Source organism: Streptomyces sp. NPDC054765, assembly GCF_053612065.1.
Map to the genome: position 1 here is coordinate 38,981 of NZ_JBSHBP010000054.1, position 13,096 is coordinate 52,076.

Annotated in this window: 16 protein-coding genes; 8 read left to right on the plus strand and 8 right to left on the minus strand. The window is 71.5% G+C overall.

The window, feature by feature from the left end:
* Positions 1 to 62: 62 nt before the first annotated feature.
* A complete protein-coding gene (locus tag ACWGJY_RS28090; protein ID WP_453263649.1) occupies positions 63 to 794 on the minus strand; it encodes a DUF4097 family beta strand repeat-containing protein in 732 nt (243 codons plus the stop codon).
* Between the two features lie 216 nt (positions 795 to 1,010).
* Between ACWGJY_RS28090 and ACWGJY_RS28095 the strand changes: the two genes are divergently transcribed.
* Both ACWGJY_RS28095 and ACWGJY_RS28100 read left to right on the plus strand, forming a co-directional pair.
* Entirely contained in the window at positions 1,011 to 1,283 is a 273-nt protein-coding gene (locus ACWGJY_RS28095; protein ID WP_453263650.1) for a DUF1876 domain-containing protein, read from the plus strand.
* Between the two features lie 411 nt (positions 1,284 to 1,694).
* Entirely contained in the window at positions 1,695 to 2,222 is a 528-nt protein-coding gene (locus ACWGJY_RS28100) for a CGNR zinc finger domain-containing protein (RefSeq protein WP_453263651.1), read from the plus strand.
* Between the two features lie 102 nt (positions 2,223 to 2,324).
* Here ACWGJY_RS28100 and ACWGJY_RS28105 read toward each other — a convergent pair whose 3' ends face one another.
* From ACWGJY_RS28105 to ACWGJY_RS28120, 4 genes are all read right to left on the minus strand, one after another.
* Positions 2,325 to 3,653, minus strand: a complete 1,329-nt coding sequence (locus ACWGJY_RS28105; RefSeq protein ID WP_453263665.1) for an LCP family protein — start codon at positions 3,651 to 3,653, stop codon at positions 2,325 to 2,327.
* Between the two features lie 300 nt (positions 3,654 to 3,953).
* Positions 3,954 to 4,202: a hypothetical protein gene (locus tag ACWGJY_RS28110; protein WP_453263652.1), complete on the minus strand. Its 249-nt coding sequence runs from the start codon at positions 4,200 to 4,202 to the stop codon at positions 3,954 to 3,956.
* Between the two features lie 142 nt (positions 4,203 to 4,344).
* The gene (locus ACWGJY_RS28115; RefSeq protein ID WP_453263653.1) at positions 4,345 to 5,310 is read right to left on the minus strand and encodes a M56 family metallopeptidase; all 966 of its coding nucleotides are present in this window, start codon (positions 5,308 to 5,310) and stop codon (positions 4,345 to 4,347) included.
* A 3-nt stretch (positions 5,311 to 5,313) separates the two neighbouring features.
* Positions 5,314 to 5,871: a BlaI/MecI/CopY family transcriptional regulator gene (locus ACWGJY_RS28120; RefSeq protein WP_453263654.1), complete on the minus strand. Its 558-nt coding sequence runs from the start codon at positions 5,869 to 5,871 to the stop codon at positions 5,314 to 5,316.
* Between the two features lie 186 nt (positions 5,872 to 6,057).
* Between ACWGJY_RS28120 and ACWGJY_RS28125 the strand changes: the two genes are divergently transcribed.
* The 5 genes from ACWGJY_RS28125 to ACWGJY_RS28145 all read left to right on the plus strand — a co-directional run bounded on the left by ACWGJY_RS28125 (position 6,058) and on the right by ACWGJY_RS28145 (position 9,474).
* On the plus strand, positions 6,058 to 6,633 hold the full coding sequence (locus tag ACWGJY_RS28125; RefSeq protein WP_453263655.1) for a TerD family protein: 576 nt from the start codon (positions 6,058 to 6,060) through the stop codon (positions 6,631 to 6,633).
* A gap of 221 nt (positions 6,634 to 6,854) precedes the next feature.
* On the plus strand, positions 6,855 to 7,085 hold the full coding sequence (locus ACWGJY_RS28130; RefSeq protein WP_453263656.1) for a hypothetical protein: 231 nt from the start codon (positions 6,855 to 6,857) through the stop codon (positions 7,083 to 7,085).
* Positions 7,082 to 8,065, plus strand: coding sequence for an acyl-CoA desaturase (locus ACWGJY_RS28135; RefSeq protein WP_453263657.1), 984 nt, complete (start codon positions 7,082 to 7,084; stop codon positions 8,063 to 8,065). The genes ACWGJY_RS28130 and ACWGJY_RS28135 overlap by 4 nt, the downstream gene beginning before the upstream one ends.
* Positions 8,062 to 8,493 carry a DUF5994 family protein gene (locus ACWGJY_RS28140; RefSeq protein WP_453263658.1) on the plus strand — a complete coding sequence of 144 codons (432 nt, stop codon included), beginning with the start codon at positions 8,062 to 8,064 and terminating at the stop codon, positions 8,491 to 8,493. The genes ACWGJY_RS28135 and ACWGJY_RS28140 overlap by 4 nt, the downstream gene beginning before the upstream one ends.
* Before the next feature lie 423 nt (positions 8,494 to 8,916).
* Positions 8,917 to 9,474, plus strand: a complete 558-nt coding sequence (locus ACWGJY_RS28145; protein ID WP_453263659.1) for a DUF6344 domain-containing protein — start codon at positions 8,917 to 8,919, stop codon at positions 9,472 to 9,474.
* A 132-nt stretch (positions 9,475 to 9,606) separates the two neighbouring features.
* Here ACWGJY_RS28145 and ACWGJY_RS28150 read toward each other — a convergent pair whose 3' ends face one another.
* The 3 genes from ACWGJY_RS28150 to fabI form a co-directional block, all read right to left on the minus strand.
* Positions 9,607 to 9,819: a hypothetical protein gene (locus ACWGJY_RS28150; RefSeq protein WP_453263660.1), complete on the minus strand. Its 213-nt coding sequence runs from the start codon at positions 9,817 to 9,819 to the stop codon at positions 9,607 to 9,609.
* 129 nt (positions 9,820 to 9,948) lie between these two features.
* On the minus strand, positions 9,949 to 11,940 hold the full coding sequence (locus tag ACWGJY_RS28155) for an AMP-binding protein (RefSeq protein WP_453263661.1): 1,992 nt from the start codon (positions 11,938 to 11,940) through the stop codon (positions 9,949 to 9,951).
* Between the two features lie 6 nt (positions 11,941 to 11,946).
* Complete coding sequence (gene fabI / locus ACWGJY_RS28160) at positions 11,947 to 12,717, minus strand: enoyl-ACP reductase FabI (RefSeq protein ID WP_453263662.1); 771 nt, start codon at positions 12,715 to 12,717, stop codon at positions 11,947 to 11,949.
* A 157-nt stretch (positions 12,718 to 12,874) separates the two neighbouring features.
* On the opposite strand from fabI, the gene ACWGJY_RS28165 reads away from it, so the two are divergent.
* A complete protein-coding gene (locus ACWGJY_RS28165) occupies positions 12,875 to 13,048 on the plus strand; it encodes a hypothetical protein (RefSeq protein WP_453263663.1) in 174 nt (57 codons plus the stop codon).
* The last annotated feature ends 48 nt before the right edge of the window (positions 13,049 to 13,096 follow it).

A 13,096-nucleotide genomic window follows, 5' to 3' on the forward strand; every position in this document is an offset into this window, starting at 1 on the left:
CGCCCTGCCCCGTGCGGGCGCCGCCCACGCAGCCCTGCCGAAACCCGCCCGACGCCCCGGCATCAGGCGGGTTTCGCGGTGATGTCCCCGTTGCTGGTGGTCAGGTCCAGCTGGAAGCGTGCCGCCGGGTCCTGGGGGACGGCGATGTGCTTGGCGCCGTTGCCGGTGTCCGCGGAGACCCGGTACGGGCCCTTCGGGAGTTGCAGGGTGATGGAGCCGTTGGACGTCGTCGCCCGGATGTTCTGGGCGCGGGCCGGGGTGAGATCGATCGCGCCGTTGGAGGTCTGCGCCGCGACGCTCCGGCCCGACAGGCCGTGTCCGGTGATCCGGCCGTCGGAGGTCCGGGCGTCGACCGTGCCGGCCACGCCGTCCAGGTCGATGTCCCCGGAGCTGGTGGTCACCTTCACCGGGCCCACCCGGGTCAGAGCCACCGACCCGGACGAGGTCTCGCCGCTCACCGGGATGCCCGCCGGCACCTCGACCGTGTAGTCCACCGAGCACTTCTCGCCACAGTCGGTGAGCACCAGCACACCGTCCTCGACCCGGTGCGTGGCCCCCTCCGGGCGGCTGCCGTGGTACGTCACCGAGCGGTGGACCGAGACCGCGCCGCCGCCCTTGCCGCCGTGCACCGTGAGGCCGCCCGAGGTGCCCTCCAGCCGGATGGCCGTGATCTTCTTCGTCACCACCGCATCGTCCTTGAAGGTCTTCCCCGGCAGCAGCCCGCAGGCGCTGATGCCGCATGCCCCGATGACGGCCAGTGCGACGGCCCCGGTAAAGCGGACGCGCTGGTGCATGAATTCCCCCGTACAGCTCGGCAGTTGGTGAGCCGGGGGGCGCCCCCGCGCCGTTCCCCGCTCGGACGAGGCTAGGGCGGCGGGCGCGGCCCCACCATGGGGAAAACCCCCGGACCCAGGTGCGGTGGGCCCCAGGTGCGGCCGGCGGATGCCGGTGCGAGGATTTTTGTGGGGGCGGTTCAGGTGCCGCTTATGGGGCGGACGAGGAGGCTTCCGGTGACTGGCACGAAGACATGGAACGCCGAGATCAGCATCACCGAGACCGACAGCGAGGTCCGGGCCGAGGCCAGGCTCCGGGGCAAGGACGGCGGGCAGATGGTGGGCCAGGGAGCGGCCCGCTGCAACCCCGCCGACGAGAACGTCCCGGCCATCGGGGACGAGCTGGCGGTGGCGCGGGCGATGTCGGACCTCAGCCATCAGCTGCTGCAGCGGGCCGCACACGACATCGAGGTGCACACGGCCCGGCCGGTGGAACGACTGCGCGCCTGAGGGACCTCGGCGCACCGGGTCCTGCCGGCGGGGGGTCTTGGAGGCGGGCGGCCGTACCGGTCAGCGTGCCGGCGGTCTGCGGTACCTGTCGGCGATACCCGTCGGCGGTACCCGGTGCACGCCGCAGAAGTAATGGTTGAATGTATGTGACCCATGACCGCACCCTGGCGGACATGGCGCGAATCCCAGATCTGCAGTGTGCATCGTGGTGGTGTCCCGCATGTGGCCTCTCCTCCGGTTCTTGCCGGCCGGTGTCGGAACACGCCACGTCCGGGGGAATGGTGCGGTACCTGTGGTGCCACACCCGTGGATGGCTTGTCGCCCGCTCCGACTGCGAGCTGATCCAGGTGAGTCCGGGGGGAAAGCGCCAGACTGCGGACCGTGGGGTTCCGTGAGACCCGGGAAGGTCATGTGAAGCAAAGTCATTACGGGCGTCTCGGGGCCGTCCTGTCGGCCGATTTGATCAATCTGCCGGAGACGAGCGCGACCAGCCTGCACCACCTTCTCAAGGCGCACGGCATTCGTCGCCCGGAGATCACCGATGCCGATGTGGAAGGCTTCCGATGCTGGCGGGAGCAACTGGCCCGGGTGTTTTCCTCCCAGGACTCCGCCGAGCAGTGCGCAGCGGTGAACGACCTGCTCGTGGCGGCGACGATCCGGCCATGGGTGACGACCCATGACGGCCTTCAGCCGCATCTCCACTTCGTACCCGACTCGGCGGACGTGCTCTCCCGGGTCAAGGCGGTCACCGCCGGTGGCCTTGCCTTCGTGCTGTGCTGGGAGGGGGGAGCACGGCTCGGCCGATGCATGCGCGCCGCCTGCTCCCGGGCGTATGTGGACACGTCCAGGAACGGGAGACGGCGGTATTGCACCGCACGCTGCGGAAACACCGAAGCAGTGATGCGACACCGTTCCCGGCACCCGGGCCGCACGCCTTAGCGGCCCGTTCCGCTGACGCGCCGGCGGTGGGGGACGAGGGCCGTGGAAATGCCGGCGGGAGCCATGGGAGCGACGCCTCTCGGGTCCCGCCGGCATTGCTGCTCAGGGCGTGTCCGCCGAGAAATCCGGCCCGATCGTCAGCGTCACCGCGCCCGGTGCCGCCCCGGCCGATTCCGTGGCCTTGGTGCCCGGGAGGCGGGCGGCGAGTACCTCGCTCTGTGCCTTGAGCGCGGCCGGGTAGGAGACGGTGGTCTTGTCCGTCGCCGGGGCGTTGCCGGTGCCGACGACCGTGAAGCCGAGCTTGCGCAGCTGTTCGGCGGCGGAGGCGGCCCGGCCGGGGGTGCCGGTGCCGTTGAGGACACGGACCTGCACGGAGTGCGCGGTCATCGGGTGCTTCGCGGCCTCGGCGAGTTTCGCCTTTCCGGCGGCGCCGGTTTCACGGTCGTGCGCGAGATCGCTGAAGAGCTGGCCGGCCTGCGGGTACTGCCAGACCACATTGGCCTTGTCCGTGGGGACGTCGGACTCGCGGTAGTAGTTGGGGACGGTGAGGAAGGTGAGGCGGTCGGCGGGGATGTCCTTGACGGTCGCGGCCAGGTCGTAGAGCGGCTTGAGGCCCGCCAGGTCCTTGTCCGTGGTGAGGGACTTGGTGGCCGAGTCGAGGAAGTCGTAGAGCTCGCCGGGGCTGGTGAGCTTGGACTGTGCCTTGGCGGCCAGCGCCTTCATGAACTCCTGCTGGCGGCCGATGCGGCCGAGGTCGGAGCCGTCGCCGACGCTGTAGCGGGTGCGGACGTAGCCGAGCGCCTTCTCGTCCTGGATGTTCTGGCAGCCCGCGGCCATGTCCAGGTGGGACTTCTTGTCGTGGATCGCGTGCTTGGGGCAGACCTCTATGCCGCCCAGCGCGTTGACCATGCCCTTGAAGCCCTGGAAGTCGACCGAGGTGAAGTGGTCGATGCGCAGCCCGGTGTTCTTCTCGACGGTCTTGATGGTGCAGGCCGCGGCCTTGGCGATGTTGCCGGTGTCACCGCCGATCGAGAACGCCTCGTTGATCTTGAAGTGATGAGGGGACGACTGTGAGCCGTTGCCGCGGGTGCAGGCGGGGATCTGCACCCAGGAGTCCCGTGGGAAGGACAGCGCGGTGGCCCACTTACGGTTGGCGGCGATGTGCACCACCATCAGGGTGTCCGACTGCATGGTCGTCAGGCCCTTGCCGTACTTGGCGTTGGCGCCGGCGCGGCTGTCGGAGCCGACGACCAGGATGTTCTTGGAGCCGGGGCTGAGGTTGACCGGCCGGGCGCCGTCCACGCCGATGTCCGCACCGTGGATATTGCTGTCCAGGTGCTGATAGACCCACGCCCCGACGCCGGCCGTGCCCAGCAGCAGCACGCCGAGCGTGCCGCCGGTCCAGGCCAGGATGCGGCCACGGCGGGTCATCCGCAGCTTGCCCGTACCGCCCGCCTGACGGGAGCCGTCACCGGACCTGCGGGAGCCGCCGGACGGTTTGCGGCGTGACCGGGTGCCGGACGCGCGGGAGGCGCCGCCGGTACGGGACGATCCGGGCGCGTCGTCGGTGCCCCGTCGGGCCGTCTGCTGGTGCGTCTGCCTGTCATGCACGCCGATGGCCCTTCTGGTCCTTCTGAGACTGGTGATGCGAGCGGTGCTCTACGGGGGAGGATGCGGCAGCGGCAGGCGGCCGTGCCGGCCGTGCCGGCGGCACCGGCAGGACGCGGCGGGTCAGATGCCGGCGCTGGGCAGAAGCAGGATGGACTCGGGGTCGTAGCGCAGCCACTGCGGGCACGTGCCACCGGGCAGGGTGCGCAGCCGGCACCACAGTTCGCCCGCACCGTCCGTCCACCAGGCGTTGATCCGGCCCAACTTCCACCTGCCGTCCGGGTATTGGACCTCCACCGGCTGATAGACCCATCGCACCTCCGCCTCTGGAGGCGGGCAGTCCCAGGACAGGAGTCCGCACCTCGTCGCCATCTCCCCCTCCGGCCGCGCGTGTTGCGCTGTGCGCGCCACTCTAGCGGGAAGTTCTACAGACTTGTAGAAGGTGGTGGCTATGGGGCGGCTCACAGTGCGGTGTGCCGTGTGTGCCCGGTGAGGGTCAAGGGTCAGTGTGCCCCTAGAGCGGCGTTGCCGCCTTCAGAACAACGAACAGCGCTACCGCTGCGTTGAGCGCGGAGAGTGCGGAGGCGGCCGTGCCCGCCGCGGCGACCAGGGCCGCCAGGCCTGCCGGGGTCAGCGCCGGCGGCCAGTGACCGGCCGGCGGCACGGGCCCGAGCAGCGCCGCCACCCGGCGTGGCACCGGCCCCGGTTCGGGCGCCGCGAAGTGCGACAGCTCCGGTTCCGGCACGGGCCGTGCGAGCAGCGCCGCCTTGCCCACCGCACGGGCGGTCAGCCGCCGGTCGCCGACCACCTGCGCCGCCTCCTCGTCCGCCCAGCGCTCGGTGGCGAAGGCGACCGCGGAACGCAGCGGTAGCAGCAGCGGGTTGACGCAGCCGGCCAGGCGTACGGCGAGCAGGTAGCGGTGGTGGCGGCAGTGCAGATGCGCGCGCTCATGGGCGAACAGCGCGCGCCGCTCGTCGCGGTCCAGGCTGCGCAGCATGCCGCGGGAGACCACGATCCGGCCGGGCCTGGCGGGGCGCCCGGGGCGGGCCGGGGTGCCGGGCACGGCGTAGGCGTAGGGATCGTCGTCCGGCAGCACCGCGGGGTCGGCGCCGGCCGGCAGCACGTCCAGCGCACGGTGGACACGGGCCCGGATGCGGCGGTGCCGGCGCAGCGCGGCGCCGCACACGATGAGCGCGGCGGCCAGCAACGGGATCGCGGCGACGCCGGCGACCTCGGCGAACGGGACCGCGGCCCGTACCTCCGGGTCCGACCAGCCGTCGGGCAGCGGATTGCCGGGCAGTTGGGCGGTGCCGACGACCACCAGCAGGCCCAGGCAGAGCGTGCTGCACAGGCCGAGGACCGCGGCGAGCAGGGTCAGCAGGCGGGTGGTGGCCCGTGGATGGAGGTGCTGCTCCGCGAGCCGGGCGATCGGCAGTGCGGTGAGCGGCAGGACGAGCGGCAGGAACACGAAGACGCCCACCGGTCAGTCTCCGTGTGCTTTGTCCGAGGGGTGGTGCCGGCCGGGGGCCGGGGCCGCGTGGGGCTCCGGGGCGGTGGCCGGGGTGCCGGCGGTGGTGCGGTCGCCGGCGGTGCCGGGGCCGTTGGTTGTGCCGGGGCCGTCGGTTGTGCCGGGGCCGTCGGTCCCGGCGCGGTCGAGGAGGGTGCGCAGCAGTTGCTCGTCGTGCGCGGAGAGCGCGGAGACAAAGCTGGTCAGCACGGCGTCCCGGTCCGGTTCGCCGTCCAGGACGCGGCGCATCCGCAGCGCGGCGAGCCCGGCCTCGTCGGCGGCCGGTGTCCAGACGTAGGCACGGCCGGACCGCTCGCGGGTGACGGCCTGCTTGGTGTGCAGCCGGGACAGGATCGTCATCACGGTCGTGTACGCGAGGTCGCCGCCGAGCCGTTGCTGCACCCAGGCGGCGGTGACCGGGCCCGGGGAGTGGTGCAGCGCGGCCAGCACCTGGGCCTCCAGCTGGCCCTGACCCCGCCTGCGGGCGCGCTCCCGTCCGGAGCCGCCGAAGTTCCCGAAGGGTGTCCCGCCCATACCGTCGCCTCCCGTCGTGCCGGGTGTCCCGCCGGCCGGGACGTCGGGGCATCTTACTGAGTGGCCGGATCCGGCCGGTGGTCCGCTCGGCCGGAGCCGGATGCCGCAGATCCCCGCATCATATTTCTACACTCCTGTAGATTTTTAGCCTCATCCGGAAACGCAGGCAACACCTGGAGGGAAGCCATGGGAGTCTCGCTGGCCAAGGGCGGCAACGTCTCGCTGTCGAAGGAAGCACCCGGACTGACCGCGGTCACGGTCGGCCTCGGCTGGGACGTACGGACGACGACGGGCGCGGACTACGACCTGGATGCGAGCGCGCTGCTGTGCGCCGAGTCGGGCAAGGTCGTCTCGGACGCCCACTTCGTCTTCTACAACAACCTCACCAGCCCCGACGGCTCGGTGAAGCACACCGGCGACAACCTGACCGGCGAGGGCGAGGGGGACGACGAGTCCATCGACGTCACGCTGTCCGGAGTGCCGGCCGAGATCGCAAAGATCGTCTTCCCGGTCTCCATCCATGAGGCGGAGAGCCGGGGGCAGAGCTTCGGCCAGGTCCGCAACGCCTTCATCCGCGTCGTCAACCAGGCGGACGGGGCGGAGCTGGCCCGCTACGACCTGAGCGAGGACGCCTCGACCGAGACCGCGATGGTCTTCGGCGAGCTGTACCGGCACGGTGCGGAGTGGAAATTCCGCGCGGTGGGCCAGGGCTACGCATCCGGGCTGGCGGGCATCGCGGCAGACTTCGGCGTCAACGTCTGACGGGAAGCTGCGGCGGGGCGGGGCAGGAGGCAGCAGGAAAGAGGGGCAAACTCTACAGTTTTGTAGAGTTTGCCCTCTTTCCTGCTCTCGGCCCCGCCCTTGCCTCCCCTCGCTCATAACGGAACATAACGGGATGAGCAGGGCCTCCCGGGGTACCTTGGAAACACCGGAACACCGAGGGATGCCGAGGGATACCGAGGTATTCGGTGAGGTGAAGCACCATGCAGACGCTGTGGACCGTGGTCGTGCTGCTGGCGCTGGTCGCGCTGGGGGCGCTCTTCATCGCCCGGGTCAATGCCCAGGGAGCCGGACGGATGGCCACCCACCGGTACGCGGACTGGAAGCAGTCGATGCGGCAGCGGAGGCGCAAGCAGTCGCACGACGATGCCCACCCCGAACCGCCGGTGGCCGCCCCACCGCCGCCCCCGGGCAAGGCGGGTGACGACCCGTGACGTCCGCTGCCCGAGGCGTTCCGCCGGCACCGGACTACGACGGCACCTCGCCTTTCCCCGACAGCCCCGAGCCCCCGCCGAGCAGTGGCCGCCGGATGTATGTCACGGTGACCGCCATCATCGTCGTCGCCCCTTTCGTCGGCCTGGCCATCGCGATCCCCCTCCTCTGGGGCAGCGTCGTCCACCTCACCGACCTCGTCCTGCTGGCCGTCTTCTATGTCATCAGTGGCCTCGGCGTCACCATCGGCTTCCACCGCGGCCTCACCCACGGCAGCTACACCGCCACCCCCGCACTGCGCGTCGCGCTCGCCCTCGCGGGCTCGCTCAGCTTCCAGGGCGATGTCATCGACTGGGTCGCCACCCATCGTCGCCACCACGCCTACACCGACCGCCCCGGCGATCCGCACTCCCCCTATCGCTATGGCACCAGCCTGCGCGGTCAGCTGCGCGGACTGATGTACTCGCACATCGGCTGGCTGTTCGGCAACGACCCCACCTCGCACCGCCGCTTTGCGCCCGATCTGCTTGCCGATCCCGGGATCCGCGCGGTGGACCGGGCATTCCCCGTGCTGTGTCTGCTCACGCTCGGCCTGCCGTTCGCGCTGGGCTGGGCGCTCGGCGGCTCCTGGGTCACCGCGCTGACCGCCTTGCTGTGGGCGGGGTTCATCCGGATCGCGCTGCTGCACCATGTCACCTGGAGCGTCAATTCGCTCTGCCATGTCATCGGTGAGCGGCCATTCCGCACCCGGCGCCACGACCGGGCGACCAACCTGTGGCCGCTGGCGGTGCTGTCGTTCGGCGAGAGCTGGCACAACCTGCACCACGCCGACCCGACCTGCGCCCGGCACGGCGTCGACCGCGGTCAGCTCGATGTGTCCGCCGCCGTCATCCGGCTCTTCGAACGCCTCGGCTGGGTCTGGGATGTGCGCTGGCCCGACCCTGCACGGGTGGCGGCCCGCCGCCTCGGGAGCGCCGCATGACCACCGCCGGGGACCCTCCCCACCCAGCCCCTTCCCGGCATCACGCGCCGCCCCCCGTCGCCCGCCTGGCCATCGCACCGCACACGGATACGGTGCGGTGCATAGACGGAGTCTGGTGGCCCCACACGGTCGACCTGCTGGCCGAACTCCCCGAGCTGCTGGCCGCATTGCCCTTCGACTGGCCCCGGATCAGCCACGCCACCGTGAACGGCGCGGCGTGGGGCGCCCTCCCCGCCCGGATCCTCGTCGAGGGCCATGTCGTCCGCCTCCGCAGAACCACCGGCCGCCCCGGCCCGGACACCGTCTGTCTGGTCTCCCCCGGCCATGGCCGCTGGGATCTGCTGATCATCCCGCCCGGTACCCCCGAGCCGGAGGCCGTCCGCATGATGGCGGAGATGGCGCGCACGGGGGAGCTGGCGCCGGCTTGAGCGGGACAGTCGATTGCCCAGGGGCACATCAACTGGCCGTTGAGCGCGCCTGGTTGTGGCTGTTTCACGTGAAACAGCCACAGTCGATTGCGGCGGGTTGCGGCCGGTTGCAGGTGTTTCACGTGTCGGCCGCCGTTTCGCATCAACCGATCGGTTGACCGGGGCCTACGGCCTCCTGCGCCCCGGTGCCTGACGGCTGTGGCTACTGCGTACGGGTGGTGTTCATCGGAAGAACGCCGATCCGGGGGCGTCGGTCCATGAATCCTCCCATTGCGTACTCATCATAAGAAAACGCAACAGAAGCGACGCCATCCGAGCGGTGCACCGAAAGCGGCGCAACTGAAGCGAAGCAACTGAGGAAGCACAACGGAAGTGGACGCAACGGATCTCTCGGGGAGAGATCCCGACCGAAAGTGAGGGACCATGGCTGCGACCAAGGTCATGAAGTTCTGGGCGGTGTGCCTTGCGATGCTGGGCAAGCTGCTTGCATCACTGGGTGTTTCCGCGGCGGCGTCGGCCGCGCGCCGGGACGCCGCACTGTACGAGCGCACCCTGGGCAACGGGAACGCGGGCACCGACGCCCCGGGCGCCGAGGCCCCGGAGACGGTGCGTTGCGCCGCGCCGGACCGCGGACCAGGGACGGGTACGGGTACGGGTACGCCGGCCGTGCCCGCGCCGCGCGCCGTACCGCTGTACGGCCAAGCCGGCTCCGCCCGGCGGATGTCCGCCCGGCCCGAGCTGCCGCCGACGATCAAGCAGCGCATCAGCGCCGAGGCACATGGCACCTCGCCCGGCCTGCGCAGCCGCATTCGCTCCCGCACCGAACCGCTGGCGGCCGACGAACTCGCCGCCCAGGACGGGACCGTGCCGGACGGGACTGTGCCGGACGGGACCGCGGCGGACACCGGCGCCATGGCGGACGCAGGCTCCGCGGCCATTCCGGCGGCCCGGTGTCATGCGCAGACCGCTCCCGCCGTCTGAACCGGATGGCAGCTGTGTTCCAGCCGGCATCGGACGGGAGAGAGGGCGAAACGGCGGGTGACCGCTCCGCGCCCGCGAGGCCGGACGCAACGCATTCCACCGGGAGCATGCAGAGATGCTCCGCACGAAACATCAGAGACGCTCCGCACGAAGCACGCACAGGTGATCCACCGGAAGCGTGCCGACGCGACGCGATCCACCGGACGCACGCGGATCAGATCCACCGGAGTCCGGGAGATCCGGTCCACAGATGACGAAGCGCAGGCCGGTGAAGAAGCGCAGGCCGACGACCGAGCGCAGGCCGACGACGAAGCACAGGCCGGCGAAGAAGCGCAGGCCGAGCACGGAGTAGCGAAGGCACGTTGAGGACGACGTACAAGGTGCCATGTTCCACGTGAAACATCCGCAGACGTGAAGCACCCGGAGATGCCGCACCATCCACAGACCTGAACCACCCCCGATACACCCGGAGTTCTACCGCCCGGCCCCGAACGGGGCACCGGTCCCCGGACCCCCTCCCAGCTCCAGCCCGAGTTCCGCACGCAGCGCACGCATGTCGGGCTTTCCGTTGGCAGTGAGCGGGAAGTGGTCGACGACATGGACCGCGTTGGGCTGTTCAAACTCCGCCAGGTGCTCGGCGAGCCGTCGGCGCCAGGTGAGCGGGGCCGCGCCCTCGGGGTCCGCGACCACGAAGTGCAGTGCACTGCCACGGCGTTGGTCCTCGACCGCCAGTACCTTCACCGGCCGGCCACAGGCCTCGGCGCGGCGCTCCAGGCTCTCGGGGTAGAGCGTGAAGCCCAGCCGGTGCACGGCCTGATTGCGGCCCACCACCCGCACGGTGCCCTCGGCGTCGATGCTGCCCAGGTCGGCCGTCGGATACCAGGCGTCCGGGTCGACCGGCGTGAGCGAGCCGTCCTCCTGGAGGTAGCCGGCCATCAGCCCGGGGGAGCGCACCTCGATGCCGCCGAGCTCACCGGGGCCGGCCGCGGTGCCGTCGGGGCGTATGACGCGCAGCCGTACGCCGGGCAGCGGACGCCCGCAGCCGTGCGGTGCGTCGGGGGTGGCCAGTGCGACATTGCCGAGTTCCGTCAGACCGTAGCCGTCCAGGAGTGGGCGGCCCATTGTCGTGTGGAAGGACTCGGCCAGCGGGGCGGGCAGCGGTGCACCGCCCACGCCCCACAGGCGTACGCCCGCGAGCCCGGCACGCACCTCCGGACGGCGGCGCACCACGCCGAGGAGCGAGTGATAGGTGGACGGGGCGGCGTCCACGGCGGTGGCGCCATGGGCCGCGGCCTGGCCGGCGGCCGCGTCGAGCCGCTGGTACGGAGTGACCAGCAGGGTGCAACGGGCCAGCCACCACAGCAGGATGACGGAGAGCCCGTACTGGTGCGAGAAGGGCAGCAGGGGCGCGAGCACATCGTCCTCGCGGTAGCCCATGGCCTGGATGGTGCGCAGCGAGTTGTCCAGCACGGCCCGGCCGGGCTTGATGATCCCCTTCGGACGCCCGGTGGTGCCCGAGGACCACAGGACGAGGGCGTCGGGGCGGCGGAACCAGGGGGCCAGGTCGACGTCGGCGGGCGGTGGCGGTGCGGCGTCGGCGGCCGGCCGGGGGTAGTGGATGACGTGCCGGTCGGGGATGCCGGGGAAACCGGTGGCCCGGTCGGCGGCGGTGACCAGCCAGCGGGCGTGGGCCTGGTGGCCGGCCGCGGCGGCATCGGCGGCGGAGAGCCGGTGGTCGAGGGGGATGAGTGAGGTGTCCAGCTGCATCAGGGCCAGCAGTGTGACGACGTAGTCGACGCTGTTGTCACCCTGTACCAGGACCCGGTCCCCTGCGTGGAGGCCGAGCTGTTGCAAGGCGTGTGCGGTGGTCCGTATCCGGCGGCCGAGTGTCGGGCCGTCGAGGCGGCCGCTGCCGCCGAGCGGGGGCGCGGTGCCGTCGACGAGCCGGGCGGCGGCGACCGGAGGGGCGATGGTGTCGGTCATGGATGCTCCGATCCCGTGTGGTCGAGCGGGCAGCCGGGCCGGCGGCGCGGTGGCCGGGCACAGCAGCGAGGACGTGGTGGTGGCCACCCGGGCGCCGTCCGCGTCCCGGAACTCGCAGTCGAGCGTGAACAGAGGGCGGCCGGCAAGGGTGGTGGCCGCGGCGAGGCGGACGGTGGCGTACAGGGTGTCGCCGGCGTGTGCGGGGCGGGCGTGGCACAGCGTCTGTGCGCGGTGCACGGTGCCCTCTGCGGTGGTGAAGTCCGGCTGGACACGAAGAAGTTGATCTTCGGCTTCGGTGGCGAGGGTGGCCAGGTAGGTGGGCGGGGCGATGACGTCCGGGTGGCCGAGGGCGCGGGCGGCGGCCGGGTCCGTGTACGCGGGGTGCAGGTCGCCGAGCGCGGCGGTGAACGCGGCGATCCGCTGCCGCTCGATGGCGTACGGGCCGCAGCGCAGCGTGGTGGGCGCCGGCGCTCTCCCGGTCATCGCGGCTCAGTCGCCGATCATGTGGTGGCCGCCGTCCGCGTGCACGATCTCGCCGGTGGTGGCGGGCAGCCAGTCCGACAGCAGCGCCACACATGTGCGGGCGACCGGTTCGGCGTCCTGCGGGTCCCAGCCGAGGGGGGCGCGGGCCGCCCAGCTCTTCTCGAAGGACGGGCCGTCGCCGCCGATACCGCGCGCGGCCAGGGTGCGCAGGGGGCCGGCCGCGACGAGGTTGGCCCGTATGCCCTGGCCGCCGAGGTCGCGCGCAAGATAGCGGGAGCAGGCCTCAAGTCCCGCCTTGGCGACGCCCATCCAGTCATAGCCGGGCCAGGCGCGGGAGGCGTCGAAGTCGACGCCGACGACGGAGGATCCGGGGCGGAGCAGCGGGCGGCAGGCCATGGTCAGCGCCACCAGGGAGTATGTCGAGGTGTGCAGGGCGGCGGACACATCGCGCCACGGTGCGGTCAGGAAGCCGCCGTCCAGGCAGTTGGCGGGGGCGTTGGCCACGGAGTGCAGTACGCCGTCGAGGCCGTCCAGATGCTCGCCGACCCGGTCGGCGAGCGTGGCGAGCTGCTCTTCGTCCGTGACGTCCAGTTCCACGACGGGGGGCTCCTCCGGCAGTCGCCGGGCGAGGCGGGCCACCAGGCTCGGCCGTCCGTAGGCCGTAAGGACGATCTTGGCGCCCTCTTCCTGGGCGAGCCGTGCCACCGCGTAGGCGATCGAGCTTTCGGTGATCACACCGGTGACGACCAGCTGCTTTCCGTCCAGCAGACCGCTCATGCGGTTCCTCCGTCTGACTCATCCTCGACTTCGGAGTCACTGAACATAACTCAGAAGCATTGTCCTGGCTTGGTCTTGAAAGGTCGTCGTTGACAACCTATCGGACCTCCAGTTGACTGGAACGGTCAAGTGTAGTCAATAGAATGACTTCGATGTCATGGAGGAGGCCGTCGAACCGGAGCCGGACCGGGCCGACGTCGGTGCCCGGCTGCCCCGCTCCGCGCGCACCGAGCGCACCGCGCTCCAGGGGGCATCGCCGCGTTCCTCGCCGGCGCGTCCCCGGGCCGTCCAGCGCGTGGCCCCCGCGATCCGCCGCTGGGGGCAGCTGTGACCCTCCCGCCGCCCGCCAGCCCCCGGAGCCCGCACGGCCCCCGGAAGG